The 25,347-nt window shown below is 70.2% G+C and carries 24 protein-coding genes; 2 read left to right on the top strand and 22 right to left on the bottom strand.

Annotated features, from left to right (window positions below; all coding sequences use genetic code 11):
• Positions 1-25: 25 nt before the first annotated feature.
• The 20 genes from EVS81_RS14755 to EVS81_RS14660 form a co-directional block, all read right to left on the bottom strand.
• Positions 26-946 (bottom strand): RluA family pseudouridine synthase, encoded by a 921-nt coding sequence (locus EVS81_RS14755; RefSeq protein ID WP_130111046.1) that lies wholly within the window; start codon positions 944-946, stop codon positions 26-28.
• Positions 933-1,616: a signal peptidase II gene (gene lspA, locus EVS81_RS14750; RefSeq protein ID WP_240739880.1), complete on the bottom strand. Its 684-nt coding sequence runs from the start codon at positions 1,614-1,616 to the stop codon at positions 933-935. Before lspA ends, EVS81_RS14755 begins: the two co-directional genes overlap by 14 nt.
• Before the next feature lie 8 nt (positions 1,617-1,624).
• Positions 1,625-2,308 (bottom strand): DivIVA domain-containing protein, encoded by a 684-nt coding sequence (locus EVS81_RS14745; RefSeq protein ID WP_130111045.1) that lies wholly within the window; start codon positions 2,306-2,308, stop codon positions 1,625-1,627.
• 91 nt (positions 2,309-2,399) lie between these two features.
• Positions 2,400-2,660: a YggT family protein gene (locus tag EVS81_RS14740; protein ID WP_240739879.1), complete on the bottom strand. Its 261-nt coding sequence runs from the start codon at positions 2,658-2,660 to the stop codon at positions 2,400-2,402.
• Positions 2,661-2,699: 39 nt separating this feature from the next.
• Positions 2,700-3,206, bottom strand: coding sequence for a cell division protein SepF (locus EVS81_RS14735; protein WP_130111043.1), 507 nt, complete (start codon positions 3,204-3,206; stop codon positions 2,700-2,702).
• Between the two features lie 30 nt (positions 3,207-3,236).
• Entirely contained in the window at positions 3,237-3,932 is a 696-nt protein-coding gene (locus EVS81_RS14730; RefSeq protein ID WP_240739878.1) for a YggS family pyridoxal phosphate-dependent enzyme, read from the bottom strand.
• 5 nt (positions 3,933-3,937) lie between these two features.
• Positions 3,938-5,170 carry a cell division protein FtsZ gene (gene ftsZ, locus EVS81_RS14725; RefSeq protein ID WP_130111042.1) on the bottom strand — a complete coding sequence of 411 codons (1,233 nt, stop codon included), beginning with the start codon at positions 5,168-5,170 and terminating at the stop codon, positions 3,938-3,940.
• Positions 5,171-5,316: 146 nt separating this feature from the next.
• Positions 5,317-6,372 carry a cell division protein FtsQ/DivIB gene (locus EVS81_RS14720; RefSeq protein WP_130111041.1) on the bottom strand — a complete coding sequence of 352 codons (1,056 nt, stop codon included), beginning with the start codon at positions 6,370-6,372 and terminating at the stop codon, positions 5,317-5,319.
• A gap of 13 nt (positions 6,373-6,385) precedes the next feature.
• Positions 6,386-7,840: a UDP-N-acetylmuramate--L-alanine ligase gene (gene murC / locus EVS81_RS14715; protein ID WP_130111040.1), complete on the bottom strand. Its 1,455-nt coding sequence runs from the start codon at positions 7,838-7,840 to the stop codon at positions 6,386-6,388.
• Positions 7,841-7,942: 102 nt separating this feature from the next.
• Entirely contained in the window at positions 7,943-9,016 is a 1,074-nt protein-coding gene (locus tag EVS81_RS14710; protein WP_130111039.1) for a UDP-N-acetylglucosamine--N-acetylmuramyl-(pentapeptide) pyrophosphoryl-undecaprenol N-acetylglucosamine transferase, read from the bottom strand.
• Positions 9,013-10,251: an FtsW/RodA/SpoVE family cell cycle protein gene (locus EVS81_RS14705; RefSeq protein WP_240739877.1), complete on the bottom strand. Its 1,239-nt coding sequence runs from the start codon at positions 10,249-10,251 to the stop codon at positions 9,013-9,015. Before EVS81_RS14705 ends, EVS81_RS14710 begins: the two co-directional genes overlap by 4 nt.
• Positions 10,252-10,256: 5 nt before the next feature.
• Positions 10,257-11,324, bottom strand: coding sequence for a Mur ligase family protein (locus tag EVS81_RS14700; RefSeq protein WP_205879348.1), 1,068 nt, complete (start codon positions 11,322-11,324; stop codon positions 10,257-10,259).
• Complete coding sequence (mraY, locus tag EVS81_RS14695) at positions 11,321-12,403, bottom strand: phospho-N-acetylmuramoyl-pentapeptide-transferase (protein ID WP_130111037.1); 1,083 nt, start codon at positions 12,401-12,403, stop codon at positions 11,321-11,323. The genes EVS81_RS14700 and mraY overlap by 4 nt, the downstream gene beginning before the upstream one ends.
• Positions 12,400-13,818: a UDP-N-acetylmuramoyl-tripeptide--D-alanyl-D-alanine ligase gene (locus tag EVS81_RS14690; protein WP_130111036.1), complete on the bottom strand. Its 1,419-nt coding sequence runs from the start codon at positions 13,816-13,818 to the stop codon at positions 12,400-12,402. Before EVS81_RS14690 ends, mraY begins: the two co-directional genes overlap by 4 nt.
• Positions 13,815-15,377, bottom strand: coding sequence for a Mur ligase family protein (locus EVS81_RS14685; RefSeq protein WP_130111035.1), 1,563 nt, complete (start codon positions 15,375-15,377; stop codon positions 13,815-13,817). The genes EVS81_RS14690 and EVS81_RS14685 overlap by 4 nt, the downstream gene beginning before the upstream one ends.
• 26 nt (positions 15,378-15,403) lie before the next feature.
• Entirely contained in the window at positions 15,404-17,203 is a 1,800-nt protein-coding gene (locus EVS81_RS14680) for a peptidoglycan D,D-transpeptidase FtsI family protein (RefSeq protein ID WP_130111034.1), read from the bottom strand.
• Positions 17,204-17,252: 49 nt separating this feature from the next.
• Positions 17,253-17,873 (bottom strand): cell division protein FtsL, encoded by a 621-nt coding sequence (gene ftsL / locus EVS81_RS14675; RefSeq protein WP_130111033.1) that lies wholly within the window; start codon positions 17,871-17,873, stop codon positions 17,253-17,255.
• On the bottom strand, positions 17,870-18,856 hold the full coding sequence (gene rsmH / locus EVS81_RS14670; protein WP_130111032.1) for a 16S rRNA (cytosine(1402)-N(4))-methyltransferase RsmH: 987 nt from the start codon (positions 18,854-18,856) through the stop codon (positions 17,870-17,872). Before rsmH ends, ftsL begins: the two co-directional genes overlap by 4 nt.
• A 12-nt stretch (positions 18,857-18,868) precedes the next feature.
• Positions 18,869-19,300: a division/cell wall cluster transcriptional repressor MraZ gene (gene mraZ / locus EVS81_RS14665; protein ID WP_130111031.1), complete on the bottom strand. Its 432-nt coding sequence runs from the start codon at positions 19,298-19,300 to the stop codon at positions 18,869-18,871.
• A gap of 448 nt (positions 19,301-19,748) precedes the next feature.
• Positions 19,749-20,135 carry a DUF3040 domain-containing protein gene (locus EVS81_RS14660; RefSeq protein ID WP_130111030.1) on the bottom strand — a complete coding sequence of 129 codons (387 nt, stop codon included), beginning with the start codon at positions 20,133-20,135 and terminating at the stop codon, positions 19,749-19,751.
• A 94-nt stretch (positions 20,136-20,229) separates the two neighbouring features.
• Between EVS81_RS14660 and EVS81_RS14655 the strand changes: the two genes are divergently transcribed.
• Positions 20,230-21,330 carry a polyprenyl synthetase family protein gene (locus EVS81_RS14655; RefSeq protein WP_130111029.1) on the top strand — a complete coding sequence of 367 codons (1,101 nt, stop codon included), beginning with the start codon at positions 20,230-20,232 and terminating at the stop codon, positions 21,328-21,330.
• A 3-nt stretch (positions 21,331-21,333) separates the two neighbouring features.
• On the opposite strand, the gene EVS81_RS14650 is transcribed toward EVS81_RS14655, so the two are convergent.
• On the bottom strand, positions 21,334-21,681 hold the full coding sequence (locus EVS81_RS14650; RefSeq protein WP_130111028.1) for an Rv2175c family DNA-binding protein: 348 nt from the start codon (positions 21,679-21,681) through the stop codon (positions 21,334-21,336).
• 94 nt (positions 21,682-21,775) lie between these two features.
• Between EVS81_RS14650 and pknB the strand changes: the two genes are divergently transcribed.
• Positions 21,776-23,911 (top strand): Stk1 family PASTA domain-containing Ser/Thr kinase, encoded by a 2,136-nt coding sequence (pknB, locus tag EVS81_RS14645; RefSeq protein ID WP_130111027.1) that lies wholly within the window; start codon positions 21,776-21,778, stop codon positions 23,909-23,911.
• Between the two features lie 22 nt (positions 23,912-23,933).
• On the opposite strand, the gene EVS81_RS14640 is transcribed toward pknB, so the two are convergent.
• Positions 23,934-25,304 carry a class II 3-deoxy-7-phosphoheptulonate synthase gene (locus tag EVS81_RS14640; RefSeq protein ID WP_130111026.1) on the bottom strand — a complete coding sequence of 457 codons (1,371 nt, stop codon included), beginning with the start codon at positions 25,302-25,304 and terminating at the stop codon, positions 23,934-23,936.
• Positions 25,305-25,347 lie beyond the last annotated feature (43 nt).

Raw genomic sequence — 25,347 nt, 5'->3', positions numbered from 1 at the left:
ACGCGACCGGGAGCGCCGGCCCTCGCTACTCGGCGTCGAGCACGTCTAGCGCGTGCTGCAGATCGGCGGGATAGACGCTCTCGAACTGCGCATACGCACCGCCGGCCGGGTGCCTGAATCCCAGTCGCATCGCGTGCAGCCATTGCCGTGTGAGCCCGAGACGCTCCGAGAGCGTGGGGTCGGCACCGTACATGCCGTCGCCGACGCAGGGATGCCGCTGCGCAGACATGTGCACGCGGATCTGATGGGTGCGGCCGGTCTCGAGCTCGATCTCGAGCAGGGTGGCGTACGGGAACGCCTCGAGCGTCCGATAGTGCGTGACCGAGGGCTTGCCGTCGCGCGTCACCGCGAACTTCCACTCGTGCGACGGGTGGCGTCCGATCGGCCCCTCGATCGTCCCCGAGAACGGATCCGGATGCCCCTGCACCACGGCGTGGTAGATCTTGTCGACCTCGCGCTCCTTGAAGGCGCGCTTGAGCTCGCTGTAGGCCCGCTCGCTCTTCGCGACGACCATCAGGCCGCTCGTTCCCGCGTCGAGGCGGTGCACGATGCCCTGGCGCTCGGCGGGACCGGAAGTGGCGATGCGGTAGCCCGCCCCGGCGAGCGCTCCGAGCACGGTCGGGCCCTCCCAGCCGAGCGAGGGGTGTGCCGCGACCCCCGCCGGCTTGTCGACCACCACGATGTCGTCGTCGTCGTGCACGATCCCGAGTTCGGGCAGGTGCACGGGAACCACCTCGGGCCCCCGCTTCTCGTGCCATTCAACCTCCAGCCAGCCGCCGGCGGCGAGACGATCCGATTTACCGAGCACGCGGCCGTCGACGCTCACCCCGCCCGCCTGCGCGACCTCGGCCGAAAAGCTGCGCGAGAAGCCCAGGAGCTTGGCGAGCGCGGAGTCGACCCGCTCCCCCGCGAGCCCGTCGGGGACGGGAAGGCTACGCCGCTCCATCGTCGCGATCCCTGTCCTGCTTCCGTTCCGACGGCTCCGCCGTCTCCTCGACCTCCGCCGACTCCGCGGCCCCGGTCGGGGTCGGGGTCGGGGTCGGCTCGCCGTCGACATCCACGTCACCGCGTCGGGCCCGGGGGGACCCGTCGATCGGAAGGCCGATCAGACTGATGACGATGAACAGCAGCATGCCGACGACGATGCCCATGTCGGCGATGTTGTAGATCGCGGGGGTGAACCCGAGCCACATCCACGGCGTGAGGATGAAGTCGATGACGTGTCCCTCGGGAAACCCCGGTTCCCGAGTCAGGCGGTCGGTGAGATTGCCGAGCACACCCCCGAGCAGCAGCCCGAGGAACAGCGCCCAGGAGACCGAGCGCAGGCGTCGGATCTGCCACAGGATCACGACGACCACCGCGGCTGCGAGGATCGTGAAGATCCAGGTCGCTCCGCTCGCCATCGAGAACGCGGCGCCGGGATTGCGCACGAAGTGCCACTGCAGGAACTCTCCGAGCACGGGCACGGTACGCCCCTCGGGGAGCGTGGCCACCACCCAGTTCTTCACCAGCTGGTCGGCCGAGAACACGACCGCCGCGACGCCGATCAGGAGCAGCGGCACCAGCCGGCGTCGCGATGTGACGGAGGCGTCGACCGCCTCGGAGGCGTCGTTCACGCTCCCGGCTACTGCAGGCCGTCGGGCGCGCCGGCGGGCTCGGGCGAGCCGTCCAGGCTGCGCAGCTGCGACTGGATGTACGACCGGAGCGTCGAGCGGTACTCGCTCTCGAACTGCCGGAGATCCTTGATCTTGAACTGCAGGTCGCTGCGCTCTTCGCCGAGCACGCGGAGCTCTTCGGCGCGCTGCTGCTGCGCATCCTCCACGAGCTGCTTGGCGGTCCGCTCGGCGTCCTCGATCATCTGATCGCGCTTGGCCTCGGCCTCGGAGATGAGCTTGTCACGGGTCGTCTCGCCCTCGTGCACGTGCTTGTCGTGCAGCTCGAGCGCGAGCTGCAGCATGGCGCTCGATTTGACGGCGTCGGCCTGCGGGGCGCCGGTCTCTGCGGGCACTGCCGCGGGAGCGGGAGCCGCTGCCGGCGCCGGTGCGTCGACGACGATGGTCTGCTCGGAAGCGGCCTGCTCCTGCGAGGCGGACTGCGAGGCCTGTTCGCCCTGCTCGCTCTTCGCCGCCTCGAGCTCGGCCTCGAGCTCCGCGATCCGCGCACGCAGCTCGTCCTTCTCCTGCTCTTGCCGGCGCAGCTCCTCGACGATCGTGTCCAGGAAGTCGTCGACCTGGTCGAGATCGTAGCCGTCGCGGAACTTGGTGATCGTGAACTTCTGATTCACGACATCTTCAGGAGTCAGGGCCATCGTTACGTCTCTTTCGCTTCGGGACCACTGACGTGGTCGTGGGTCAACGCTAGCAAACAAAACCGGGTTCGCGCAGATCGCGGATCCCCGCTCACCACCATCCGGGGATGATCGCCAGCAGGATCCAGCACGTGATCAGCGTCAGCATCCAGCCGAGGTCGAGCATGATCTGGCCGAGGCGGATCGGCGGCAGCACTTTTCGGAACATCTTGATGGGCGGATCGGTGATCGAGAAGACGAACTCCACCAGCACGGCGACCAGGCCACGTGGCCGGAACCGTCTGTTCAGCACCAGAATCCAGTCGATCACGAGGCGCACCCACAGCAGAACGATGTAGATCCGCAGCACCACCCGCACCAGGCTGGTGAATACGAGGAGGATCTCCACGGGCTAGGCAGACGGAGGCACGAAGAACGAGCCGCTGTCGTTCTGCCGCGAGTCGTCGCCGCCGACCTCGATGTGCTCGGGAGACAGCAGGAACACCTTGCTCGTGACGCGCTCGATGCGGCCGTGCAGCCCCATCGTGAGCCCGCTGGCGAAGTCGATGAGACGCTTCGCCTCCTCCTCCTCCATGCGGGAGAGGTTGATGATCACCGGGACGCCCTCGCGGAAGCTCTCGGCGATCACCTTCGCGTCCTTGTACTCGGTCGGGTGGACTGTGAGGATCTCATTCATAGGCTGTTGCACCGACGGCTTCGTCGGGGTGACCCGCCGCAGCGGGGTCACCGAGGCGCGCTGCGGTGCCGCAGCGCGGGCGGGTTCGGGCTTCGTCGCCGCGGCCGGGGCCGCGGGTGCCGTGCGCTGGGCGGGCTGCTGCTGCTGCGCCGCGTTCTGCTCCTCGAGGTCCTCTTCTGCGAGACCCAGGAACACCATGGTCTTCTTCAGCGGATTGCTCATCTTCTCTCCCAACGGTGCGGTGCTTCGAGACTATCTGTGCTCCGGGCGTTTCCCCGTTATTGCGCTGCCGATCCGCAGGTGTGTCGCACCGTGGGCGATCGCCTCGCGATAGTCGTGGGTCATGCCGGCCGAGATGGCCGAGGCGGCCGGATCGAGCGCGCGCACGCGCTCCGAGTATCCAGCGAGGCGCTCGAAGGCGCGGGCCGGCTCCTCCTCGAGCGGAGCCACGGACATCACGCCGCGCAACCGCAGCCCTGGCGCGGCGAGCACCTGCTCGGCGAGCGCCTCGATGCCGTCGGGCGAGACGCCTCCACGGCCGGGGTCGTCCGTGAGGTTGATCTGCACGAACGCGTCGATCTCGCGATCGACATCGGCGAGCGCGGCGACGAGGCGCTCTCGATCGATCGAGTGGATGGCACTGGCGTAGCGTGCCGCCTGCCTCGCCTTCTTGGTCTGCAGCTGGCCGATGAAGTGCCAGTCGAGACCGAGGTGCTCGAGCTCCTCGGCCTTGGCCTGCGCCTCCTGGTGCCGATTCTCGCCGACATCGCGCACGCCGAGGGCTGCCAGCGCAGCGACGAGAGCCGCGGGATGGAACTTGGTGACGACGATCAGCGTGACGTCCTCAGGATCCCGCGCGGCGGCACGGCAGGCATCTGCGATCCCCGATCGCACTTCGGCGAGCCGCGCGTCGAGACCGGGGAAGTCGCGGATCTCGGGAGACTCCACGGCTGCTACCTCAGGAACTCGGGGATGTCGAGATCGTCATCGTCGTCGCCGTCGAACGCGGGATCGGAGAGCTGCGCCTCCACCGGGGGGTTCAGCACCTCGCCGAACTGACCCGTCGCGGGATTGCGGGTCTCGGGTTCCCGCTCCTGAGCGGCGGAGAAGCCGGGAAAGCCGAGGCCGGTCGCATCGCTCGTCGACGAGGCGCGGCCGGCGGGCGCAGCCGCCACCTCCTCGAGACCCTCCACGTGGCTGCCGCGTCGACCGCGCTCGGGAGCGGCGCTCTGCGGCGACGGCTCGGTGTCGAAGCCCGCGGCGATCACCGTGACACGCACCTCATCGCCGAGCGTGTCATCGATGACGGTGCCGAAGATGATGTTGGCTTCGGGGTGCACGACGTCCTGCACGAGCGTCGAGGCCTCGTAGATCTCGCTCAATGCGAGGTTGGACGACCCCTGGATGGACAGCAGCACGCCGTGTGCGCCCTCCACAGAGGCCTCGAGCAGCGGCGAAGCCACCGCGAGCTCGGCCGCCTTGATCGCGCGATCCGCACCCCGGGCCGAGCCGATGCCCATGAGCGCCGCACCGGCGCCCTGCATCACCGATTTCACGTCGGCGAAGTCGAGGTTGATGAGACCGGGAGTGGTGATCAGGTCGGTGATGCCCGAGACGCCGGCGAGCAGCACCTGGTCGGCGGCGGCGAACGCCTCGATCATGCTGATACCGGGCTCGCTGATGTCGAGCAGGCGGTCGTTGGGCACGACGATCAGGGTGTCGACGGCCTCGCGCAGCGTGTGCACGCCGACGTCGGCCTGCGCAGCGCGGCGCTTCCCCTCGAAGCTGAACGGCCGGGTGACGACGCCGATGGTCAGCGCACCGATCGACTTGGCGATGCGTGCGACGACGGGGGCCGCGCCGGTGCCGGTGCCGCCGCCCTCGCCGGCCGTGACGAACACCATGTCCGCGCCCGCGAGAGCCTCCTCGATCTCCTCCGCGTGATCCTCTGCCGCACGCCGACCCACCTCGGGATCCGCGCCGGCGCCGAGGCCCCGGGTGAGCTCTCGACCGACGTCGAGCTTCACATCGGCATCGCTCAGCAGCAGAGCCTGGGCATCGGTGTTGACCGCGATGAACTCGACGCCGCGCAGGCCGAGCTCGATCATCCGGTTGACGGCGTTGACTCCGCCGCCCCCCACGCCGACGACCTTGATCACCGCGAGGTAGTTCTGGTTCCCTGACACCTGGATCCTCCGCCCCTAACCTTCAACCTCTAGCTGAAGTTAAAAGTTAGTATTGCCGTATACGTTTGCTGAGCACAACGGTACGGGCCGGCGCGAGACTCGGGACGCAGACACGCCGCAGAACTTCGGCAGATCACCAGGCACGGTCAGCGAAAGACCGGCGCGTCGGGAGACGATACGTCGATCACTTCCAGCGGTCGGTCACCCAGCGCCGTCACCATCGTCTGCAGCACCGCGGCCTTCGACTGCGTGCGATCGGAATCGCCCCACAGCACGCGCACCCCGCTCCCCAGAGTGAACGCGACATCCTGTGCGCTCGTCGCCTCGACTCCGACGATCTGCTCTCGCAGCCCGCTCGGCATGTCCCGCAGCGTGCGCGCGGCGGACTGGAACGCGGCCGACGACAGATCGGCCACCGAGCCGCTCGCGACCGGCACCCCCGCCGGCGGCTCTTCACCCCGCCCCAGCAGCACACCCGCGGCGTCGTAGAACGAGTATCCCGCGTCGCCCGAGACGGAGACCACCGGCACCCGCTCCTCGATGCGCACGACGAGCGTGTGCGGCGGCACGCGCTCCACCGCGTAGCGCTGGATCAGCGGGAACGGCTCGAGCGCACGATGCACGTCCGCATCGTCGACCAGCGCGAGCGGTCGTCCGTCGAACGGCACGAGCGCCTGCTCCACCTCGCTCTGGTTCACCGCGCTCGCGCCGATCACCTGCACCTCGCGCACCGCCATGAGGGGCGTGAATGCACCGACCACGACGAAGAGGCCGAGGGCGACCACCGCGGCGACGGCGATCCACGCGTTGCGCCGACGGCGACGGGCGTCGGCCGCAAAGCGGCGGCGTTCGCGTCGGAGGCGCGCGCGGTGCTGCCGCCCGGCCGCCCGCACCCGCCGCTCGGCGGCCCGCACCGGGTCGGTGCCGCGCCTGGCGCGCAGCCGCGCGAGCGGGGAGGATCGTGCGTCGTGGGGCTCCGCCTCGGTGAGCCCTTCGGAGCGGGCCTCGCGCAGCTCACCGAGGTCGACCGTCGGGGACGCATCGGCGTGCGGTTCGGGATCCGGAGCCTGCGGCACGACCGGCTCGACGATCGACTCGGGCGCCGCGGGCACCGGACGCTCGGGCTCGGGCACCCGACGCTCCGGCTCGCGCGCCCGACGCTCCGGCTCGGGCGCCCGATCGAACCCGCTCGGTCGTTTCATCGCCGCGGCCCGGTCAGCGGGTCGCTGCCGCGTCGCCGGCGTCCCGATCGAAGCGGGCCCGCAGCGCCTCGATCACCTGCGGGATGATGCGATACACCGTGCCGCAGCTCATCGTCACCATCACGTCGCCCGGGCGGGCGATCCGCGCCAGGTAGTCGGCCGCGTCCTGCCACTCGGGCACGTAGGCGACCCGGTCCGGGTCGGCGAAGTCGTCGGCGACGAGGGCGCCGGTGACGCCCTCGACCGGGTCCTCGCGCGCACCGTCGACCGCCAGCACGACCGTGTGATCGGCGCCCGCCTCGAGCACCTCCGCGAACTCGCGGTGGAACAGGCGCGTGCGGCTGTAGAGATGAGGCTGGTGGATCGCGATGAGCCGCCCCTCCCCGACCACGGCGCGCGCCGAGTCGAGCAGGGCCGCCACCTCGGTGTGGTGGTGCGCGTAGTCGTCGTAGACGCGCACGCCGCCCACCTCGGCGTGGAACTCGAAACGGCGCTTCGTGCCCGCGAACTCGGCGATCGCGGCGAGAGCGGGGCCCGCCGCGAATCCGAGCCCGGTGAGCACGGCGAGCGCTCCCACCGCGTTGACGGCATTGTGGCGCCCGTAGACCGCGAGCTGCGCCTCGTGACGCTCCGGTGCTCCATCGGCGCCCATCAGCTCGACCGTGAAGCGCACCGGACCGGAATCGTCGATCGACACGATGCGCACGTCGGCGCCGTCAGCCTCGCCGAAGGTGCGGATCGGGGCCGATCCGCCCCGCTCCCGGAGTGCGGCGAGCACCTCGAGCGCGCCGGGATCATCCGCGGAGATCACGATGCGCTCGCGCGCACCGCCCGCGAAGTCGACGAAGGCCCGCATGAACGCCTCGCGCGAGCCGTAGAAGTCGAGATGCTCCGGATCGACGTTCGTGATGAGCGCGACCGCGGTGTCGTAGAGCAGGAACGACTTGTCGCTCTCGTCGGCCTCGATCACGAAGAGGTCGTCGTCGCCCGCGCCGGAGCTCACGCCGAGCGACTCGATGATCCCGCCGTTGACGAACGACGGGTCGGCGCCGAGGCCGAGCAGCCCGGTGACGATCATGCCCGTCGAGGTGGTCTTGCCGTGTGCGCCGGCCACCGATACGACCCGCTTGCCGCGCGCCAACCAGGCGAGACCCTGCGAGCGGTGCAGCACCGGAAGGCCGCGCTGCAACGCGGCCTGATACTCCGGATTGTCCTGCCAGAGGGCGCCGGTCACCACGAGCGTGTCGGCGTCCCCCACATTCGCGGCATCATGACCGATGGCGACGGGGATCCCGATCTCCTCGAGCGCCGCCGTCGAGTAGTTCGCGCTGCGGTCGGATCCGGTGACCGGCACGCCGGCCTGGTGCATCATGCGCGCGATTCCGCTCATGCCCGATCCGCCGATGCCTGCGAAGTGCACGCGGCCGAGGTCCTCGGGGATCTCCATCTCGAGATCGGGGTAGATCATGTGTCCTCCTCATCGACTCTCAAGGGTATCGCTCCCGCACCGGGGTGCCGGCAGGGAGACGTCGCCCGTCGCCCCGCATCCGCTCCAGCGCCGGGCGCGCGGTCAGCCGGCGAGCGCCTCGCGCACCAGCTCCAGCAGCCGCTCGGTGCCGTCGAGCGCTCCGGCGCCGCGAGCGCGCTCTGCCATCGTCGCGAGGCGCTCGTCGTCGCCCACGAGCGGGATCAGCGTGCCGCGCACCCACTCGGGCGTGAGCTCCTCGTCCTCCACCAGCAGCGCGCCGCCGGCGGCGACCACCCCGGCGGCGTTGAAGCGCTGCTCGCCGTTACCGTGGCTGTAGGGCACGAACACCGCGGGGATCCCGAGCCCGGCGAGCTCGCTCACGGTGGTCGATCCGGCGCGCGAGACCGCGAGGTCGCACGCCGCAAGGGCCAGGTCCATGCGGTCGCAGTACGGGATCACCGCGTAACCGTCGACCTCGGGATCCTCGAGCTCGGTGAGACCGCCCCAGATGTGGAGCACCTGGATCCCGGCCGCGGTGACCTCCGGCGCCGCCGCGGAGATGCCGCGGTTGATGGCGCGCGCGCCGAGCGAGCCCCCGGTGACGAGCAGGGTGCGCCGCGAGGGGTCGAGACCGAAGTGCGCGCGAGCGCGAGCGCGCAGGCCCGCCCGATCCAGCCCGGTGATCTCGGGGCGCAGAGGCATCCCGGTGAGCCGCGCATTGCGGATCGGCGTGTCTGCGAAGGTCACTCCCACGTAGGGGGTGCTGCGCGCGCCGAGCTTGTTCGCCATGCCCGGCTTCGCGTTCGCCTCGTGGATCACGACGGGCACGCCCTCCTTCGCCCCGGCGCGATAGGCGGGCGCGGACGCGTACCCGCCGAAGCCGACCACCACGTCGACGCCGCGCTCGCGGATGAGCGCTCGGACCTCGCGCACGGCGCGCGCGAACCGGGCGGGAAAGCGCAGCGCGGCCAGATTCGGCCGGCGCGGGAAGGGCAGGCGCTCGATGTGCACGAGCTCGTATCCCCGCTCCGGCACCAGGCGGGCCTCGAGCCCCTCCCGAGTGCCGAGCACGGTGATCTCGGCCTCCGGCTCCTCGTCGCGGATGAGATCGGCGAGCGCGAGCAGCGGGTTCACATGGCCGGCGGTCCCGCCACCGGCGAGCAGATAGCTGGTCATCGGAATGTCCTTCCTGTGCCGCCGCCGCGCGCCGGGCGCGGGGCGGATTCCTCGAGTTCCTCCTGGTATCTGGCGCCGTCGCGCGCGATCGAGATCACGACGCCGATCGCCGCGAGACACGCGATCAGGGCGGTGCCTCCCGAGCTCACGAGCGGCAACGGCACCCCGAGCACCGGGAAGACGCCGATCACGACACCGATGTTGACGAACGCCTGCCCCACGATCCACACGAGGATGCCGCCGACCACTGCGCGCCCGAATCGATCCCGCGCCCGCGAGATGACCCGCAGCATGACGCCCGTCAGGGCGATGAAGAGCGCGATCACGAGCAGCGCCCCGACGAGGCCCAGTTCCTCGCCGATGATCGCGAAGATGTAGTCGTTATCGGCGGCGGGGAGCCACGACCACTTGGCCTTGGAATTGCCGAGCCCGACCCCGAGGATCCCGCCGTTCGCCAGAGCCCAGCGTCCGTGGGTGGCCTGCCAGTCGATGCCGCTGTAGTCGTCCGTGCCGCCCGAGTGGCTGAGCAGGCGCCGCATGCGGTTCTCGCTCGTCACTACGAACAGCACGACCGCCAGCACGCCCGCGAAGACCGTGATCCCGAGCGTCTTCCAACTGATGCCGCCGAAGTACATCGCGCCGAGCATCATCACCGCCATGATGAGCACGGTTCCGAGATCATGCCCCAGGAGCACGGATCCGAGCGCGATGAGTGCACCGGGTATCACCACCGGGATGAGCTCGTGGCGCATCTCACCGAGCAGCGGCTCCTTCCGCAGCAGCACGGCCCCGATCCACACGACGAACGCGAGCTTCAGCGCCTCCGAGGGCTGCGCGCTGAAGCCGCCGATCTGGATCCAGTTCCGGTTGCCGTAGACCTCGATCCCGAGCGGCGTGAACACCAGCATCTGCAGCGCGAGCCCGAACGCGAACAGGCCCCACGCCCACCGCTTCCAGAAGTCGATGGGCATCGCCGCGGCGAGCAGCATGAGCGGCACCCCGACGAGCGCGAAGGTGGCCTGCCGCCAGAATCCCCCGAAGAACCCCTGGTCGGCGAGGTACGAGGTGATCGACGATGACGAGAGCACCATGATCAGCCCGAAACCGACGAGCAGCAGCGTGATCGCGTAGAGCGCCACCACGGTGCGGTCGGTTCCCGTGCGCAGCATCGCGCCGAGGCTGATCCTGGCCTGGCCGGGAGCGCGCCCCGTGCGGTCGGCCGTTCCGTCAGCCACGCCGCTCACTCCCGTTCGCGCGCCGCGCGGCGATAGTCGAGGATTCCCTGCGCGATCTCCGCAGGTTCGGCGCCCCGGGCACGCGCGAGCGCGCTGGCGGCGAGCACGTTCTGCACCATCCGCGGGGTTGCGAGCTCCAGCTGCGCGAGTTCGTCCAGGGTCACCAACTCGTACGCTTCGCGGTGCCGCTCGGCGTGGAAGCCGCGATCGACGAGGATCTCCTCGACCACGCCGAAGCCGCTCGGCGGGGGCGAGTCGAGGCCGAAGCTGATGGCGCGCGCGCCCTCGACCACGTCGGCCTCCTCCACCATCCGCTCCGTCTCGGGGTCGGCCCGGTTGTAGACGCACGCGACCTGGGTGCGGGCATACACGCGGGCCAGCTCGACCCACGAGGCGTCGGCCCCGGCCTCGTGCGCGTCGAATGCCAGACAGGCGCTCGCGTAGGGGGAGATCTCGTCGAGACGCGCGAGCCGGCGATCGGCGAGATCGACCACGATCGCATCGTATCCCTGCGGGTCGCGCAGGGGATCGAGGATCGGCGACGCGTCGTCACCGGCCAGAGCGACCCGCAGGCCCGCCGCCGCGAGCATGTGCGCGGTCAGCAGTGCCGTGATCTCCGTGCCCCCGGCACCCGCGATGCAGATCCAATCCGCGATGCGGTTCGTCTTGTCGCGGAGCCGCCATCCGAGCTCGATATCGCCCCACACCGGAAGGCCCCGCGCAGCCGCCCAGGCGAGGATCGGATGATCGGAGCCGCAGTGCGGCGTCGCCAGCAGCAGGTCGGGCCCGAATGCGGCGAGGTCCCCCAGCTGCTCCGGATGGGTGGCCGCGCGGAACCGCTCGCTGCCGATCACGTCGAGCAGCCGCTCGCGGTCGGGATCCGCGTCGGAGTGGATCACCCGCACCACCGCGCCGAGCTCGACGAGCGTGTCGGCGGCCGAGAAGCCGACCGCGTCGAGACCGAGCACGGCGACGCGCAGGCCCGACCAGTCGTGATGCCAGCTCGTCAGCGCATCCACGCGGGCGCGCGCCCGTTCAGCGCGCGCGCCCGAGTCCATATCCTCCCTGCTCACTGCTGCAGCAACCATTCGCCGTAGAACGCGCCGACGCCGGCCATCACGAACAGGCCCGCGATGATCCAGAACCGCACCACCACGGTCACCTCGGCCCAGCCCTTGAGCTCGAAGTGGTGGTGGATGGGACTCATGAGGAAGATGCGCCGGCCCCGAGTCACCTTGAAGTACAGTCGCTGCAGGATGACCGATCCGGTCTCGATGATGAAGAGGCCGCCGATCAGCACGAGCAGCAGTTCGGTGCGGGTGAGGATCGCGAGCGCGGCGATCGCACCGCCGATCGCCATGGATCCGGTATCCCCCATGAAAACCTTCGCCGGGTTGGTGTTCCACCAGAGGAAGCCCACGAGCCCTCCGAGGAACGCGGCGGCGATGACCGCGAGGTCCATCGGATCGCGCACCTCGTAGCAGCCCGGCTCGATCGCGACGGCGCAGTTCTGCGCCGCCTGCCAGAAGCCGATCACGAGGTAGGCGCCGAACGCGAAGATCGCGGCGCCGGCGGCGAGGCCGTCGAGACCGTCGGTCACATTGACCGCGTTCGTCGTCGCCGTGACGATCACCATGATCCAGATGATGAAGAGTGCGATGCCCGCGATCGCGCCGAGCGCGAGGAAGTCGAACGAGGTGTCGCGGAAGAGCGAGATGCGCGTCGAGACGGGGGCGACACCGGCCGCATTGGCGAACTGCAGCCCGAGCAGCGCGAACGCCACGGCGATGACCACCTGGCCCGCGATCTTCGCCCAGCCGCTCAGACCTGCGGAGTGCTGCATGCGGGCCTTCATGAAGTCGTCGATGAAGCCCACGAGGCCCGCGCCGACCGCCATGAGGATCACGAGGAGGGCGGACGGGGTGGGGGTCTCGCCCATGATCAGTTTGCCCGCGAAGTAGGCGAGCACGGATCCGGAGAGGAAGATCAGCCCGCCCATGGTGGGCGTGCCCCGCTTCACCTCGTGCTCCTTGGGACCGTCGACGCGAATGGGCTGGCCCCAGCGGAGCCGGTTGAACACGCGAACGAAGAGCGGCGTGAGCAGCAGCGAGTAGAGCAGCGAGAAACCGCCGGCGATGAGCAGCGCGATCATGCGTAGGCCTCCCCCAGCCGGTCGCCGAGTCCCTGCAGCCCCGCGGCGTTCGACGACTTCACGAGCACGGTGTCGAGCGGACGGAGCGTGCGCAGCAGATACGCGTATGCCTCGTCCTGCGTCTCGAAGAACACGCTCTCCCCGTCCCAGGACCCCTCGTTGATCGCGCTGATGTGCAGGTGGCGGGCTTCCGCGCCGACGACCACGAGCTCAGAGATGCGCAGTCGCACCGCCTGCAGGCCCACTCGGATGTGCTCTTCGATGGAGTACTCGCCGAGCTCGCTCATTGCTCCCAGTACGGCGACCGAGCGGCCCTCCGGGCGACGGATCTGCGCGAGCGTGCGCAGAGCGGCGCTCATGGAGTCGGGGCTCGCGTTGTAGGCGTCGTTCACGACGGTGATTCCGTCGCGCCCGCCGAGCACCTGCATCCGGCCGGGTGCCGCGAGCGTCGCGGCCTCGAGCGCCTCGACGACGTCGGCGATCGGGAGACCGAGCTCGAGACCGATCGCCGCGGCGGCCAGCGCGTTCATCACATGGTGCTCGCCGAGCACCCGGAAGCGCACGCGCGCCTCGTGGCCTCCGGCGTGCAGCGTGAACCGGGTGCCCTCCGCGTCGGAATCGATGTCGCTCGCACGGACCTCCGCCTCCGGATGCACTCCGAACCACAGCACCCGGGCCGCGGTGAGGTCGGCCATCTGCGCGACCCTCGGATCGTCGCGGTTGAGCACGGCGACGGCGTCGTCCGGCAGGTCGCGCACCATCTCGCTCTTCGTGCGGAACGTGGTCTCGATGCCGCCGAACTCGCCGGCGTGGGCCAGACCGACCGACAGCACCACGCCGATGTGCGGAGGCGCCATGCGTGCGAGCCGTGCGATCTCGCCCGGGGCGCTCGCACCCATCTCGGCGACGAGGGTGCGGGTGCGGTGCTCCACGCGCAGCATGGTGAGCGGGCCGCCCACCTCGTTGTTGAAGGACTTCGCCGAGGCCACGGTCGGCCCGAGACGCTCCGCCATCGCGGCGACGAGGTTCTTGGTCGTCGTCTTGCCGTTGGAGCCGGTGATGCCCACGATCGTGAGCGCACCCCGGTCGCGCACGCGTCGCACCACCTCGGTCGCGAGCGCCCCCAACGCCTCCGTCGTCTCGGAGACCAGGATCTGGGGCACCCGGTCGTCGACCTCGTGCTCGGCGACCACGAGCGCGGCACCCGCATCGACGGCGCGGGCGGCGAAGAGGTGCCCGTCGGTCTCCTCCCCGCGTCGGGCGAAGAAGATCTCGCCGGGGCGCACCTCGCGGGAGTCGGTCTGCGACTCGCCGAGGACCACGGTCTCGGCGCCGTCCGCCGCGGAGGCGGCCGAGCCGAGCACCAGACGGCCGTTCACGGCGTCGGCGACCTCCGACAGCGTCATTTCGATCACGAAAGCAATCCTGCCTCGCGGAGTGCTCCGCGTACCTCGTCCCGCGCCGAGTAGGGAAGGATCTGCCCGGCGATCTCCTGGTAGTCCTCGTGTCCGGGACCGGCATACAGGATAACGTCACCCGGCTCGGCGATCGAAACCGCGAGCCGAATCGCGGCGCGCGGATCGCCCTCCTCGAACACCGCGGCACGGTTCGCCGAGCGCGCCCCGGTGATGAGCTGCGCTCGGATCGCCTCCGGTGGTTCTGAGCGCGGGTGGTAATCGCACACGATGACGGTGTCCGCCCCGGCTCCCGCGATCCGCCCCATCTCCTCGCGCTTGGTCGTGTCGCGGTCGCCGTCCGCGCCGAAGAGGAAGATGATCCGCCCGGGCGCGACCTCGCCGAGCGCGTCGAGCATGGCCTCGAAGGCGCCGGGCGTATGACCGTAGTCGACGAAGAACCGCGGCCCTGCGTCGAGCGGCGTATCCGGATTCATGCATTCGAGGCGCCCCGGGATGTACACCGGGATGCGCCCGCCGTCGAGGCCGTCGGCGACGCGCGGGATCGGGATCCCGGCCTCGTGGAGCATGACCAGTGCGAGCGCCGCGTTCTCGGCCATGAACCGCCCGAAGACCGGGACGCTCCCGCGGAAGTGCGCGCCCTCGGGCCCCTGCAGCACGAAGGAGACCCCGTCGATGCTCTGACGGGTGACGGCGAGATGCCAGTCCGCCTCCTGCCCGTACTCGGTCGCGAGGCGTGTCACGGGGATCCTCGACTCTCGCGCGATCCGCTGCCCCGGAGGGGTGTCGACCACGACGACGCCGCGCTCGGCATGCTCCGGCGCGAACAGCGCGAGCTTCGCCGCGAAGTAGCTCTCCATGTCGCCGAAGTCGTCGAGGTGGTCCTGAGAGAAGTTGTTGAAGGCGACCACGTCGAAGTGCACGCCGTCGATCCTGCGGCGCTCGACCGCGTGCGCCGAGACCTCGAGGGCGATCCCCTCGACCCCGCGTTCGCGCATTCGGGCCAGCAGTCCGTGCAGTTCCGAGGCCTCGGGGCTCGTGAGGTTCGACACGATCACCTCGTCGCCGATCCGCCGCTCCGCGGTCGAGCTGAGCCCCGTGACGACGCCGGCCGCGCGCATCAGCTCCGCGAGCAGGTAGACCACGCTGGTCTTCCCGTTGGTTCCGGTGATCCCGAAGACCTTCGCCGGGAGGTCGGCCGTGCCGTAGACCGCCGCCGCGACCGCGCCCAGCAGTTCGCGCGGGTGCACGGCGGAGACGAGCACCGGGATCCCGATCCCCCGTTCGCGCGCCATCTCGAGGCCGGCGGCGTCGGTGAGCATCGCCGCGGCCCCGCTGCGCTCGGCCTGGTCCGCGAACGCGGCGCCGTGTCGCCGCGCACCGGGCATGCCGACGTAGAGGTCGCCCGTTCGCACGTCGCGGGAATCGAGGGTGACACCGCTCACCGCCGCATCTCCGAGCTCGCCCGCCGCCCGCAGCCCGTGGCTCTCGGCAAGCCGCGCGAGCGGAAGGGGTCGGGGATGCTGCGGCCGAATGCTCAGCGCGTCACCGGTACTCACGTGCGTGTGCCTCCTGGGCTTCGTGCTCAGTACTCCGTCGGCAGGGGCTCGTACTGCCCCGACGACGGCGGGATCTGGAAGGTGCGGATGGTCGCTTCTGCGGCCTCGTGGAACGCGGTCAGGGAGGCCGTTGCTCCGTCCCCGGAATGCGCGAACGCAATCGATGCTACCGCGACGTACTGCGGGTCGTCGGCGGGGAAGACGCCCGCGAACGAGTTCACGTAGTCGCTGCGGTAGAGCCCCGTGTCCGCATCCACCTGCTCGGCGGTGCCCGTCTTGCCGGCCAGTCGGTAGCCGGGAATCGCGATGATATCGGCGAACCACGCCTCATTGGCCACCGTCTCGAGCATGTGCATCACCTGCTCGGCGGTCTCCGGACTGACGGCCTGCACGGGGTCGCCGTGGTCGGGGCGGCTCACCTCGCCCTCCGCGTCGGTGCAGCTGCTGACGAGGGTCGGGGGGATGCGCTCGCCGCCGTTCGCGATGGCCTGGTAGGCGCCCGCCGTCTGCACGATCGTCGAGGAGACGCCCTGCCCGAACATCGTGTTGTAGGAGGTCTGACGGTCCCACTGCTCCACGGGGATCAGCAGACCCGAATCCTCGACGGGCATCCCCGCACGGGTCGAGGCGCCGATGCCGAATCGCTGCAGGTAGTCGTAGCGCGTCTGCTCGTCGAGCGCGCTGCCGAGCATCGAGGTGCCGACGTTCGACGATTGAGTGAGGATGCCCGTCAGGGTCCACTGGGTGGGGCCGTGCGAGAACGAGTCCCCGAAGCGGACGTTGGGCTCGGGTTCCAGATAGTCCGGAGTGAGGTTGCGAGTGGTCGGGGTCGCCGCACCCTGGTCGATGAGGGCCGCCGCGGTGATCATCTTGAACGTCGATCCCGGCTCGTAGGGCGAAGTGAAGGACCGGGCCTCGCGCTTCGCGGGGTCTGACCCGTCGACGTCGTTGGGATCCACGGATCCGTCCTCGGCGACAGCCACGAGCTCCCCCGTGCGCGCGTCCATGATCACGAGATAGCCCCACTCCGCCGAGACCTGCTGCACCTGCTGCGTGATGGTCTGCTGCGCCTCCCACTGCAGGTCGCGATCGATGGAGAGCTGCACGGTGCCGCCGTCGACGGCCCGCTGCTCGACCACGAGACTGCCGGGCAGCGCGACCCCGTCGGCGCCCCGCTCGTAGACCTCTGATCCGTCCGTACCGGTGAGGCACGCGTTCTGCGACAGCTCGACGCCGGACTGCGGCTCCTGATCCTGCCCGGCGAACCCCACGAGGTTGCCGCCGACCGCCCCGTTGGCATATGTGCGCTGGTGCTGCGGGGTGAAGGTGAGCCAGCCGATACCGAGCTTCTTGAGCTCGTTCAGCTGCGAGAGGTCGATGCCCCGCTGCACATACGCGAAATCGGACTTCGGGTCTTCCGCGAGCGCGTCGTCGACGATCTTCTGGATCTCCGCCGCGCTCTGCCCGGTGACCTCGCCGATCTCGGCGAAGGCCTGCTTCGAGGTGACCTCGACGGTCGCCGCGCCGCCCCGCTCGGGATCGGGGCGCCAGAACCTGCCCTCGTTCAGCTTCGTGTTCTTGGGCGAGAGCTGCACGTCGTAGCGCTCGTCGGTCGTGGCGAGCACGTTTCCCTCGCGGTCGACGATGTCGCCGCGCACGCTCGCGATCGGCACGGGCACGGCCCGTTTGCCCCGAGCCTCCTCGCTCAGCGCGGCGGCGGAGACCACCTGCACGTCGACGAGGCGCACGAGGAAGAGAAGCGCAGCGGCGAGGACGATGACGAACGCCAGCGCCCGGCGCAGCCCGGTCCCTCGCAGTCTCGGCATCCCGTCTCCTTTCTCGTGCGAGCGACGCCCGCGAACCCGTGCAGCCCGGTCAGTGCGTGTCCGGAGCCGGCAGCTTCCCCGTCCACCGTACCGGCGCCTCTGCGGGCGCGTCGCTCACGGCGCTCGGCTGATTGCGCGATACGAGGAGCCCCTCGGCATCGACCACGGGCATCGACTCCAGAGTCGAGTTCGGGATCAGGTTGCCCCGCACCTCCGAGGTGGGCGATTCGAGCGATCCGAGAATCGCGCCGTCGCTCAACCGCAGGGCCGCCGGTCGCGCGTTCTGCACCATCCCCAGCGTCGCCGCGTTCTCGGCGAGGTTCTGGGGAGAGGCGAGCCGGTCGACGTTCTGCGCCAGCACTCGTTCGACCCGCGCGAGATCCCGCTGCTCGATTTCGAGCGCGCGGGTCTCGTACGCACCCTGCGAGACGGCGATGCTCAGTCCGAGCTGCGTGGCGAGGATCGCGAGCACCACGCCGACCGCGACGAGGGCGCCGAGCAGCGGGCTGCGTCCCGGCCGGACGGCGCGGCGCGGCGCGGGAGGCGCGAGCCGCAGATGGCGCTCGGACCGCTCCGGGCGCCCGGGCTCTCGGGACGGGGAATGCGTGGCCGGCGAACCGGTGCCGGGCAGCGCGTCGTGCTCGACGTCGATCGGAACCGTGTTGTTCATCGCACGTCCCTCACTCGTTCGGCGGCGCGCAGCCGCACCGGAATGGCCCGCGGATTGCGGTCGCGTTCCACGTCGTCGGCGAGCTCGGCGCCGCGGGTGAGCAGGCGGAACTCGGGGCGGTGCTCGGGCAGCTCCACCGGCAGGCCGGGCGGGGCAGTCGATCTACTGCGCCTCACGAGATCTCGCTTGACGAGCCGGTCCTCGAGCGACTGATAGGCCATGAATACGGCTCGGCCCCCCACGCGCAGCGTCCCGAGTGCGGCGGGAACGGCTCGCTCGAGCACGGAGAGCTCGCCGTTCACCTCGACGCGGAGCGCCTGGAACACGCGCTTGGCCGGGTGGCGCTGGTCGCGCACCGCCGCCGGCGTCGCCTGCTGCAGCACCTCGACCAACCGTCCGCTGCGCTCGATCGGCGCCTCCGATCGCGCCGCGACGATCGCGCGGGCGTACCGGGCCGCGAGCGGCTCCTCGCCGTAGCGCTCGAAGATCGCCCGCAGCCGGCCCTCCGGCGCGGTAGCGAGCACTTCGGCCGCCGTTTCGCCGCGGCTCTGATCCATGCGCATGTCGAGCGGCGCGTCCTGGGCATAGGCGAAGCCCCGCTCGGCCTCGTCGAGCTGCAGCGACGAGACCCCGAGGTCGAAGAGCACCCCGTCCACGCGGTCGAAGCCGGCGGAGCGCACGGCCTCGGCGATCTCGTCGTAGACGGCGTGCACGCGCACCGCTCGCTCGCCGAACCGCGCGAGTCTGCGCCCTGCGAGCTCGAGCGCCTCCGTGTCGCGGTCGAGGCCGATGAGGGTCAGTGCGGGGTGGGCATCGAGCAGCGCTGCGCTGTGACCGCCCATGCCGAGCGTGGCGTCGACCACCACGGGAGCGCCGCCCTCGGCGGCCCGTCGTTCGATCGCGGGCGCGAGCAGTTCGAGGGAGCGCTCGAGCAGCACCGGGGTGTGCAGCGCACTCGGGTCTCGTGATTCGTGCTGAGTCATCGCGGCTCCGGGCTAGAACATGCCCGGAATCACCTCCTCCTCGATGTCGGAGAAGGCCGATTCCTGTTCGGCCAGGTAGCGCTGCCACGCCGCTGCGTCCCAGATCTCGGCGCGCGAGCCGGCGCCGATCACCGCGAGCTCCCGGTCGAGACCGGCGTACTCGCGCAGGCCCTGCGGGATCGTGATCCGGCTCTGCTTGTCGGGGGTCTCGGGGTGCGCGCCGGAGAGGAAGACGCGCAGATAGTCCCGTGCCTGCTTCGAGGTGACCGGGGCCTGACGGATCCGATCGTGCATCTCGGTGAACTCGCTCTCGCTGAACACGTAGAGGCAGCGCTCCTGCCCTCGGGTGATGACCAATCCGTCGGCGAGCTCGTCCCGGAACTTCGCCGGGAGGATCACCCGCCCCTTCTCGTCGAGCCTGGGCGTGAAGGTTCCGAGAAACACGGATCCCTCCCTCCCTCGACTGTGGAACACCACACTACTCCACTTTCCTCCACTTCTTGGCTTTTCCTCTCCACTTTGCAACCCGGCTCGGGCAGATCCGCATGATTCCGCGGAAGCGAACCGAAGCAGTGCGGCCGCTCCCCTGTCGCACCCCGCGCGTTTCGCCGCGCGAACGCCCGCGAGAGCGACGATCCGCCGAGCCCCGCGAGTGCCTGGCCGCCCAAGTGGAGGGAAGTGGAGGAGTCACGCAGCACCCTCCGCGCGCCAGTAGGTGTCGTCACCGTCGAGGCGAGGCAGCAACTATTGGCGCGCGTGGCGGAGAGCGGGAGAGAGCACCACGGGCAGGCACGCGCGTGGGCGCAGCCCGGGCACGGAAAAACGAGAGGAGGGGGCCGCGGTCATCCGCGGCCCCCTCCTCGAGAAAGCTGTTCGTGCCGGGGGTGCGCTGCTAGCGCTCGCCCCCCATGCGCTCATCCCAGCGGCGCTCCATGCGCTCGCTGAGCGACGAGCGTGCGGCTGCACCCTCGCCGCCGCCGCTCTTCGCACCTGCGGAGAGCTCCGACTCGATGCTGGGCTCGGGGCCGCGACGGAACATCAGCATCACCCCGCCGAGCATCACCGCGAAGCCGATGAGCCCCAACCAGAGCTGCTGCGCCGCAACGCCGCCGACGAGCACGCCGACTCCGATCAGCACGACGATGATGCCGAGCACCAGCGAGCGGTAGTTCACCCGGCGACGACTCGCCGAGACCGTCTGCATCACATCGGCTTCGCTCTGATAGAAGCCTCGCTCCATCTCGTCAAGCAGCCGCTGCTCTCGTTCTGACAGCGCCATGACGACCCTCCCGGACTTGCTTCACGTTATCGAAAACCCCTGCAGCCTTCGCTGGCTACAGTCTACTTCGCCGCCCCACAGCTAGGCTAGTTGCGTGCAAGAAACGACACGACTCGCAGGGCTTATTCAGGAGCGGATCGGCGATACGCTGGCCCGCCATCGCCAGGCACTCGAGCCGCTCGGACGCGACGCGGAGCCGCTGCTCGACGAGGCGCTCGGCTTCCTGTCGGGCGGAAAACGCTTCCGCGCCCAGTTCGCGGCGCTGGGATACCGCGCCGTGCGGCCCCTCGACATGTCCGCGCGCGTCGACGGCGAGCTCGCAGCGGTGCTCGATGCCGCCTGCGCGCTCGAGTTCTTCCACGCGGCAGCCCTCATCCACGACGACGTGATCGACCGCTCCGGCACCCGTCGCGGCCGCCCCGCGGTGCACCGCCTGTTCGCCGCACTGCACCGCCAGCACGACTGGCGCGGCGATCCCGAGCACTTCGGCCTCGCGGGAGCCATCCTCCTCGGCGACCTCCTGCAGTCCTGGGCCGATGAACTCCTGCAGAACGCCTGCGATGCGCTGCCCGATCGCGGCGCTGCCGGCCGAGCGAGACGACACTTCAACCGCATGCGCAGCGAGGTCGCCGTGGGCCAGTACCTCGACGTGCTCGAAGAGCAGCAGTCGGTGTTCGCACCCCATACCGAGCAGCTCGAACGCTCGACACGGGTCCTCGTCTACAAGTCGGCGAAGTACAGCGTCGAGGCGCCGCTGCTGATCGGCGCCGCCCTCGCGGGGGCCGATGAGGGCCAGGAGCAGAGTCTCGCCGACTTCGGCCTGCCGATCGGCGTCGCCTTTCAGCTGCGAGACGACCTGCTGGGCGTGTTCGGCGACGAGGAGGTCACGGGGAAGCCCGCAGGCGACGACCTGGCCGAGGGGAAGCGCACCGTGCTCGTGACACTCGCCAGAGAGCATCTCCCGCCGACGCAGAGACGCATCTTCGACGACCTCCTCGGCGGGGATCTCGAACGTGAACAAGTGTCGATCCTGCAGCGCACCATCCGCGAGAGCGGCGCGGTCGATCGAGTCGAGCAGATGATCAGCCGCAACGTCGACCGAGCGACGGACGCGCTGCGCCGCGCCCCGATCCGGCCCGACTCCGCGGAAATGCTCGGCCGGCTCGCGGAACGCGCGACGCGGCGCTCGTCCTGATCCTCAGAAGGCGAGTGCCTGGGTTGCGCGCCGCACCGCGCTCTTGCGGCCGGCGCGCAGCGATTCGACGGGCCGCTCCCCCAGCTCGTCGTTGTGGGCGAGCAGCCATGCCACCGCCTCGTCGTCCGAGAAGCCGGCATCGAGCAGCACCAGCAGCGTGCCGCGCAGCGGCGGCAGCGGGTGGTCGTCGACCACGAACTCCGCCGGCACCTGCAGCACGCCGTCGACGCGCACCGCTGCGAGCTGGTGGTCCTCGATGAGCCGGTGAATCTTCCCCGGAGTGAGACCGAAGCGCTCGACGAGATCGGCGACGGTGAGGAAGGGCGTTTCGGGTGCAATGTTCTCTGGCACGCTTCAACTCTGCCAGCGTCGTCGAATGATCGCAATCCGCGACTGCTCGGCGCGGGTCAGGCGAATCGCACGCGAACTTCCGTAGACTCTCGGCGTGACTTCCGCGCCTGCCGACCCGATGATCGGGCAAACGCTCGACGGGCGATACGCGATTCGCTCGCGCATCGCTCGGGGCGGCATGGCGATGGTGTACCTGGCGAACGATCTGCGCCTCGAGCGCAGGGTCGCGGTGAAGGTGATGCACGAGCACCTCGCGGAGGACGAGAACTTCACGCGACGCTTCGAACAAGAGGCGCGGAGCGCCGCGCGGCTCTCCCACCCCAATCTGGTCAACGTCTTCGATCAGGGGCACGACGCCGGACGCACGTATCTGGTCATGGAGTATCTGCCCAGCATCACGCTGCGCGATCTACTGAAACAGCAGCAGCACCTGACGGCGGAGCAGGCGATCGAGATCGGCGAGGCGGTGCTCTCGGGCCTCGCCGCGGCACATCGCGCGGGCATCGTGCACCGCGACCTCAAGCCCGAGAATGTGCTTCTGGCCGACGACGGGCGGATCAAGCTCGGCGATTTCGGCCTGGCCCGCGCCGTCAGCGCGAATACCACCACCGGCCAGGCCCTGCTCGGCACCATCGCCTACCTCTCCCCCGAACTCGTCACCCGAGGGATCGCCGATGCACGGAGCGACCTCTACGCGTTCGGCATCATGCTCTACGAAATGCTCACGGGGTCCCAGCCGTTCACCGGCGAGCAGCCGATGCAGATCGCATACCAGCACGCGCACTCCGAGGTGCCGCTTCCCTCGCTCACGAGCAGCGAGGCGACTCCCGAACTCGACGAGCTGGTGCGATGGACCACGCAGCGCGATCCCGAATTGCGGCCGCTCGACGCCGGCGATGCTCTCGGCTATCTGAGCCCGCTGCGCCACGGCCTCGCCCCGAACGCGTCGACGCGAGTGCTGCCGGAGCTCAACGGAGAGCTGCCAACCCCCTCGACGACCGTGCTCGACGAGGCGCAGCGGCACGCGCTCGCCGCCGACGCGCCCGCAGCGGGTTCCGCGGCCGACACCGCAGAGCAGCCGCCGCCGGCCACTCCGCTCGAGCTCGCGGCGGTGACCGCGCAGACGCGCAGCAGGCGCGGCCGGATCATGGCCGCGGTGCTGGCACTGCTCGTGGTGCTCGCGGGAGGCCTCGGATGGTGGTTCGGCCAGGGACCCGGATCGCAGGTGTCCGTGCCGGATGTCGCGGGGGCCGAGATGGCCGCCGCCGAAGCCCTGCTCGATCAGCGCACATTGAGCTTCGAGGTGTTCGAGTGCTCGAGCGTCGAGGTGCCCGCCGGCCTGGCCGCACGCACCGAACCGGAGGCCGGAACCCGGCTCGATCGCGGCAGCGGGGTGCGGCTCTGCCGCTCGACCGGACCCGAGATGCTGCCCGTGCCCACCATCGCCGGGCTCCCGCTGCCCGATGCGGAGGCCGTCGTGGTGGATGCGGGGTTCAGCGTCGGCGAGATCGATCGCAGGTTCGGCGAGGAGACGAGCGAGATCGTGCTCGCCGCGCTCGACGCCGAGGGCGAGCCGCTCGGCGAGACCTATCCGGAGCAGGCTCCCGTCGACCTCGTCGTCTCGGCCGGGCCGCTGCCCGACGTCGTCGGCCTCTCCGAGCTCGCCGCGACGAGCGAGCTCGATGCCAGCGGACTGACGGTCGAGGCCGCGCGAAGCCGCCTCGCCTTCCACGGCGAGGTCGAGCGGGGGCACGTGATCGCGCTCCTCACGCAGGAGGGCCCGGTACGGCCCGGAGATGCCGTCGGACTCGACGTCTCCGCGGGGGCGCTGCCCGACGTCGGGGGTCTCGACGAGTCCGAGGCCGCCGAACTGCTCGCCGACGCCGAGCTCTCGGTGGATCCCGAGCTGCGCCAAGAGGCCCACCACGACGAGATCCCCGAGGGGCGCGTGATCGCCGTCCTTCCCGGGGCCGACCCGGTGCGCCCGGGCGACACGGTCGGGCTCCAGGTCTCGCTGGGCCCGGAGCTCTTCGAAGTGCCCGGCGTCGCCGACCTGCCGTTGCGGGAGGCGATCGCAGCGATCGAGTCCGCAGGCTTCACCGCCCGCACGAACCCGATCTTCACGGGTTCGCTGCTCGACGCCGCGGTCGCCACCGGCACCGACCCGGCCGCGGGCACGCGGGTGCGGGCGGGAACCGAGATCTACATCACCGGCTCGCTCTTCGGCTAGTCCGCGGGTCCGCGCTCCGGGATCACCGCCGCAGGCGCTTGAGCTCCTCGGCCACGAGGAAGGCGAGCTCGAGCGACTGCATGTGGTTGAGGCGCGGATCGCAGAGCGACTCGTAGCGCGTCTCGAGCGCCGCCTCGTCGATGTTCTCAGAGCCGCCGAGGCACTCGGTCACATCGTCACCGGTGAGCTCCACGTGGATGCCGCCGGGGAACGTGCCCACCTCTCGGTGCGCCTCGAAGAAGCCGAGGAGCTCGTCCATGACGTCGTCGAAGCGTCGGGTCTTGAACCCCGTCGCGGTGGTGATCCCGTTGCCGTGCATCGGATCGGTGACCCAGAGCGGCGTCGCCCCCGCGTCGCGCACACCGGCCAGCAGACCGGGGAGCACCTCGCGGATTCTGCCGGCGCCCATGCGGGTGATGAAGGTCAGACGGCCGGGCTCGCGCTGCGGATCGAGCTTGTCGATGAGGCGCAGCGCATCGTCGACGGTGGCGGTCGGTCCGAGCTTGACCCCGATCGGGTTGCGCACGTGCGAGAGGAATTCGACGTGCGCGCCGTCGAGGTCGCGCGTGCGCTCCCCGATCCAGAGCATGTGCCCGGACGTGTCGTACAGCTCGCCCGTGCGCGAGTCGACCCGAGTGAGGGGGCGCTCGTAGTCGAGCAGCAGCGCCTCGTGACTCACGTAGAACTCGGTCTGGGTGAGCGCGGTGCTCTCCACTCCGCAGGCCTCCATGAACCTGAGCGCGCGGTCGATCTCGGCGGCAAGCGACTCGTAGCGCTGATTCGCGGGGTTCGAGACGAAGCCCTTGTTCCACTCGTGCACCTGGCGCAGATCGGCGAAGCCGCCCTGCGTGAACGCGCGGATCAGGTTGAGCGTCGACGCCGACACGTGGTAGCCCTGGACGAGGCGCTGCGGGTTCGCGGTGCGCGACTCGACGGTGAAGTCGTAGCCGTTGACGAGGTCTCCGCGGTACGCGGGCAGCGTCACGTCTTCGCGCGTCTCGCTGGTGCTCGAGCGCGGCTTGGCGAACTGACCCGCCATGCGGCCGACCTTGATGACCGGCATCGAGGCGCCGTAGGTGAGCACGACCGCCATCTGGAGCAGGGTCTTCACCCGGTCGCGGATCTTGTCGGCCGTGGCCGCTGCGAACGTCTCGGCGCAGTCCCCGCCCTGCAGCAGGAATGCCTCACCGCGGGCGGCGGCGGCGAGCCGCTCGCGCAGCTGATCAGCCTCCCCCGCGAAGACGAGGGGCGGCTGCGCGGCGAGTTCGGCCGATGCCGCCTCGACCGCCTGCGGATCCGGCCAGCTCGGCTGCTGCTTCGCATCGCGCTCGCGATACGCGTCGAGCTCAGCGAATGCTCGAGATGCAGCAGTGTCGGTGGTCTGGATCGTCATCAGCTCTTCCGGATCCTTCGTCTGAAATGCGGGTACGCGAATG

Source organism: Leucobacter triazinivorans (genome assembly GCF_004208635.1).
Classification (GTDB): domain Bacteria; phylum Actinomycetota; class Actinomycetes; order Actinomycetales; family Microbacteriaceae; genus Leucobacter; species Leucobacter triazinivorans.
Note: the sequence above shows the minus strand (reverse complement) of the source record. Positions and strands in the feature narration are given on the sequence as shown.

What these genes read in the sequence shown, in the direction of transcription:
- EVS81_RS14660 (WP_130111030.1), bottom strand. Translation starts at nt 20,135, where the DNA reads ATGGCGCTGTCAGAACGAGAGCAGCGGCTGCTTGACGAGATGGAGCGA.
- EVS81_RS14735 (WP_130111043.1), bottom strand. Translation starts at nt 3,206, where the DNA reads ATGAGCAATCCGCTGAAGAAGACCATGGTGTTCCTGGGTCTCGCAGAA.
- EVS81_RS14720 (WP_130111041.1), bottom strand. Translation starts at nt 6,372, where the DNA reads ATGAAACGACCGAGCGGGTTCGATCGGGCGCCCGAGCCGGAGCGTCGG.
- rsmH (WP_130111032.1), bottom strand. Translation starts at nt 18,856, where the DNA reads ATGACTCAGCACGAATCACGAGACCCGAGTGCGCTGCACACCCCGGTG.
- EVS81_RS14680 (WP_130111034.1), bottom strand. Translation starts at nt 17,203, where the DNA reads ATGCCGAGACTGCGAGGGACCGGGCTGCGCCGGGCGCTGGCGTTCGTC.
- mraY (WP_130111037.1), bottom strand. Translation starts at nt 12,403, where the DNA reads ATGATCGCGCTGCTCATCGCCGGCGGTTTCTCGCTGCTCTACTCGCTG.
- EVS81_RS14640 (WP_130111026.1), bottom strand. Translation starts at nt 25,304, where the DNA reads ATGACGATCCAGACCACCGACACTGCTGCATCTCGAGCATTCGCTGAG.
- murC (WP_130111040.1), bottom strand. Translation starts at nt 7,840, where the DNA reads ATGATCTACCCCGATCTCGAGATGGAGATCCCCGAGGACCTCGGCCGC.
- EVS81_RS14710 (WP_130111039.1), bottom strand. Translation starts at nt 9,016, where the DNA reads ATGACCAGCTATCTGCTCGCCGGTGGCGGGACCGCCGGCCATGTGAAC.
- ftsL (WP_130111033.1), bottom strand. Translation starts at nt 17,873, where the DNA reads ATGAACAACACGGTTCCGATCGACGTCGAGCACGACGCGCTGCCCGGC.
- EVS81_RS14745 (WP_130111045.1), bottom strand. Translation starts at nt 2,308, where the DNA reads ATGGCCCTGACTCCTGAAGATGTCGTGAATCAGAAGTTCACGATCACC.
- EVS81_RS14755 (WP_130111046.1), bottom strand. Translation starts at nt 946, where the DNA reads ATGGAGCGGCGTAGCCTTCCCGTCCCCGACGGGCTCGCGGGGGAGCGG.